Genomic DNA, 4,564 nt, shown 5'->3' with positions numbered 1-4,564 from the left:
GCTTGCGTCGGCCACCGGACTCCCCGTCGCGCCGGCGCCGTCGAGTCCGAGGGCGGTGCTCAGGAACTCCAGCAGGGCGGCGCGTTCTTCGGCGCGGGTGCCAGGGGCGGCGGCGCGTGCCGCGGCCGCGATGACGCCGGGACCGGCGAGCGTGAGCCAGTCGACGGTGTGGCGGCCGTGGTTGCCGTAGCGCTTGGGGGTCGGGAGCGCCGGGCGGGCCGGCTGGGTGCCCGCGGCGATCGCGTTGAGCGTGCGGAGCGCGCCCATCGCGTCGAAGGTGTGCTCGTCGGCACCCCAGAAGGGGTAGCCGCCGACCTGGACGGTGTCGATCAGCCCGCGCAGCGCCTCGTGGAGGACCGTGTCGTGGGCGTGCGCGGCCGCGTCCGCGGGCTTGTCGGCAGGGCGGCGGCTGCGGCGCTCGTCGAGCAGCGCGATCCGGCGGACCGCCGCGGCGGCGGCGCCGATGATCGAGGCGACGCCCTTGATCAGGCGCGGGTCGGTGATGCCCGGCAGCACCTTGCGTACGGCGGCGGGTATGTCCGCCTTCGCGTCCGGTACCGCGGCCAGGAGTGCGGCGGCCTGCTCGTCGGTGACCGCGCGCAGCACCGCGGAGCCCGCCTCGTCGCGGGGGCGCAGCGCGTGCCAGTACCACAGCGGCGGCACCAGGTCGGTGCCCTCCGCGTAGCGGTTGCCGCGACCGCCGGTCACCACGTCGCCCAGCTCGATGCCGTCCGCGTCGTGCAGGTGGACCCGCTCCGACCAGTTGCCCTGGATGGTCGGGTGCAGTACGGCGCCGCCCGGCAGCCGCAGCGGCGGCAGGGGAGTGCCGTCCCCGGAGGTCACCGGGCTGCGGCTGCCGTCCACCGAGCACGCGGTGTACGTGTCGGCCGCCTCGTCGTGCCGCACCCACCAGCCGAGCAGGCCGTCCTTGCTGCCGAACGGCGTTGCCTCCAGGCCGGGTGGGAGCGGAAGCAGGCGGGACGCGATCTCGTTCACGCACGTGCCGGCGCCGTCGCCGGCGAGGGCGCTGTCGAAGAAGGCCGGCAGGGAGGCGCGGCCGCGGACGGCCGCCGCCGGGTCGTACTCGTGCCAGCGGCCCTCGTGCAGCACCCAGTACGAGATCCCGTCGCACGCGATCGGGCGGCGCTCGGCGAAGGAGGTGTCGCCGGGCAGCACCGGTCGGGCGCCGTAGCAGCGGCCGCCGCCCGCCAGCGCGAGCGACACCGGGCCGGAGCTGCGGTACGGCGGGTCCAGGTGGCCGGCCGGGTGGAAGGCGTCGGCGGGTCGCCCGGACCAGGTGGCGCGCCGCTCCTCGCCGTAGCCGGATGCGATCAGCCACTGGCCGTCGACCAGCCGCACGGTGGGCCGCCGCCAGGAGTGCGGGTTCGGCGCGGGCAGGGTCAGGGTGCGCTCGTCCAGCACCGCGTCGGGCCCGACGGCGGCCACGTGGGTGCCGTTCATGACGATCAACGCGGGCCAGGCGTCGTCGAGTTGGAACCACTCGCTGTCCTTGACCGCGTGCATCTGCCGCGCGACGTAGGAGTCGAGGGCGGGCCAGCCCAGTTCGTCCAGGACGCCCGCGCGCAGGGCGCGGGCCAGGACGGGCGCCACGTCGAACGCGGTGAGCCGGTCCACGGCGCCGGGCGCGGTGGCCAGCACGCCGGGGTCGCCGAACGGGGCGAGACGGGTCAACTGGCGGTCCAGTTGCGGCAGTCCGAGCGGCCGGTACAGGTCGTCGGCACGGTCGGCGAACCATCCGCCGACGACCGCGCCCAGCACCGGGTGCGCGGCCAGCGTCCGCAGGTTCTCCGGCCCGTCGCTCCGGTTGGCGGCCTCCTCGACGGCGGTGCGCAGCAGCGGTACGTACCTCGGGTCGGCGGCGACCGCGGCCAGGTCGCGGCGGCCGGGGTTGTCGTCGGCCAGCCAGCGGGCCAGGTCGATGGAGACGCGCTTGTCCGGGTCGGTGACCGGCACGCCCGTGGCCAGGCATGCGTCCAGCAGGTCGGGGGCGATGTCGCGGTGGCCGCGCTCGGCGGTCAGCCGCACCGGTTCGCCGTCGCGGGCGAGCTGCGGCGCGAACCGCTCCACCAACTCCAGCTCCGCCGCGATCCGTTCGTCGCTACGGCGCCAGCCGCGCTGCCGGAACTGCGCCCACTGCCCGAACCACCATGCGGCGCCGGGCACTTCGTCGCGTGCGTCGGCGTCGGCGGCGGCATCGGTGCCACCGGCGGTGCCGGCATCGGTGCCGGCGCCGGTGCCGGCACCGGCGGCGGCAGCGGGCTCCTGGGCGGCCCCTTCGGCGAGCAGCGTGAACGCGCCGGACTTCTCCAGCAGTTCCAGCCACATCCTGTCGATCGCGCCCCGGCCCTCGGAGGCGTTGCTCGCCTCGGCCGGGAAGAGGCGCAGCAGCCGGGTTCGGGCGGTGCGGCTGTCGCGGGCGGCGGTGAGCAGCGCGGTGCGGGCGGACTTCCAGAACGACACCGCGGCGCGGCCGATCGAGCTGGTGCCGAGCAGTTCGCCGACGAGCGCGGCCTCCTCCGCGAGGGCGTCGCGCCCGGCGGCCTTGGCGAGCCGGCGCAGGTCCTCCATCAGCCCGGCGTGCGGCGGCAGCCCGGCGATGGCCCGCTCCACGCACAGCAGCCGGAACTGGGTGAACGCGACCTCGGGCGAGAGGCGTTCGGACAGCCCCCGGGCCTGCTCGCGCAGCGTCTTCCCGTTGAGCGCCCCGGCCGCGGCGAACTCCAGGAAGACCTCCCGCAGCCGCTCCTCGTCGATCTCCAGGGCATGCCGCCGCTCGGCGTCGCGCGCCTTGCCGAAGTACGTGGACGCGTACGTCGTCGACTCGGCGGCGAGGAAGATCCGCGCCACCTCCTCGTAGTACGTGGGCAGGAAGTGCGGCACCGAGCGGTCCAGCCGATCGCCGATCTCGGAGAAGCCGTCCTTCGCGTGGCCGGGCTTGGTGGCGGCGAGCCGGGTCAGCCGCTCCATCTCCTTCACCACGGCAAGCGCGTGGCGGGAGTTGGCCGGGTCGTTCACCAGCGCCCAGGCCGGGAAGCCGAGGGACTGCCGCAGCACCCGGCCGACCGGGACCGTCGTGCCCGTGCCCGTGTTCGCGTCCCTGTCCGCACTCGCGTCCGGAGCGTCGGCGGGATCGGTCCCTGCGGCGGTGCCCGCGGTGTCGGCGGTGTCGGCGGTCCCGGGGGCCGCAGCCGCGAATCCCGGTGCGAAGCCCAGGTATTCGAGCGACAGGTCCTCCGCCTCGCCCAGCGCCTCGGGCACGAGCCGTACGACGGTGCGGCCGTCCAGGACCGGGTGCGCGTAGGCGCGGGCGACCAGGACATCGGTCGCGTCGCCCGCCCGGTCGGCGCCCGTTGCCGAATTGGCCTTCCCCGCAGCCGTCTTGGAGCCCGCGGCCGACCCCTTGCGGGGAGCCGTACCGGCGGCCCCCGACGCCGCCCCCGAGACCGTGCCCGACACCTCACCCGATGCCGTGCCGGACTCCGCATCCGACCTCGCGCCCGTACCCGCCTGCCGATCGAGCGGCAGCACCGCCCCCGCGGCCAGCAGATCCCCGTCGTTCATCGCTTACCCTCCATGCCCTCTTCGGTCTCCTCGGGCACGACCCGCCCCGCGTACAGCGCCGACGCCATCCGGTGCCCCTCCGACCACGCCACCGGGTCCACCTCGGACAGCCGCAGCCGGCCACCCCCGCTGCCGCGCCACTCCAACTCCCCGGTGACGGCCTCCGCTTCGGGGTAGTCCGCGCCGAGCCACAGCGCCGCCTCCACCGGCCGCCCGGCCGCCATGACCTGGCAGACCGCGTGGCCGCCGCGCACCCGGTAACCGAGCTGCGTGGCACGGGCGGTGGCGTGCCGCAACTGGACGAACCGGCCGCCCGCGTACGTGTTCAGGTGCGTCGCCGCGTCGTCGATCTCCGGTCCGCGCCGCCACACCTCGCGGAAGAGCTGGCCGATGCTCTGCCGCACCTCCAACTCAGCGGCGAACTCACGGAGTTCGTCGAGGTCGGCGGGGTCGGTGAGCAGCACGGGGTGCGGTATCAGCACGGCGGGCGCGGCCAGCCGCACCGAGTCGCCGTCGAGATCGACCACGCCGAGGCCGCGCTCGGGGTCGGCGTCCCGCAGGAAGCCGGCCCGGGTCAGGTCCGGGCCGCCGTCCTCGGCGACCGGCGCCACCACCAGGTCCCGCAGCGCCGCCTGCCAGGCCGCGTCGGGCCAGACCCGGGCGATGAGCGCGGCCGGCACCGGCAACGAGCGCACCAGCCAGGTGTCGGCCTGCGCCAGGCACTCCCGCTCGTGCCGCTCCAGCCACTCCGCGAGCTGCTGGAGCCGTACCACCTCCGGGTCCGTGCGCAGCTTGCCCGGCACCTGTTTCAACGCCCGCCCCGCGGCATTGCGGCACACCACCCGTGCGCCGTCCAGCGTCACGGCATAGCCGCCCGCCGCCTCGATCCAGCCCATCCCCGGTCCCCTCCAGCACGTTTGCCTGCCAGGTGGATCACACTAGAAGCAGGCACCGACAATCGCCCGCCGGCCCGGGGTCGTAC

General features: G+C 75.7%; 1 protein-coding gene and 1 pseudogene. Both read right to left on the bottom strand.

The annotated features are described in order from the left end of the window. Positions 1-3,582: pseudogene (locus tag AC13HU_RS32660) on the bottom strand (hypothetical protein); the annotation flags it as partial. Next, positions 3,579-4,478, bottom strand: a complete 900-nt coding sequence (locus AC13HU_RS32655; RefSeq protein ID WP_483045601.1) for a DUF4132 domain-containing protein — start codon at positions 4,476-4,478, stop codon at positions 3,579-3,581. The gene AC13HU_RS32655 and the pseudogene AC13HU_RS32660, both read right to left, overlap by 4 nt. Positions 4,479-4,564 lie beyond the last annotated feature (86 nt).

The sequence above is a fragment of the Streptomyces sp. NH27 genome (assembly GCF_056859195.1).
This window is presented reverse-complemented; position numbering and strand designations above follow the sequence as displayed.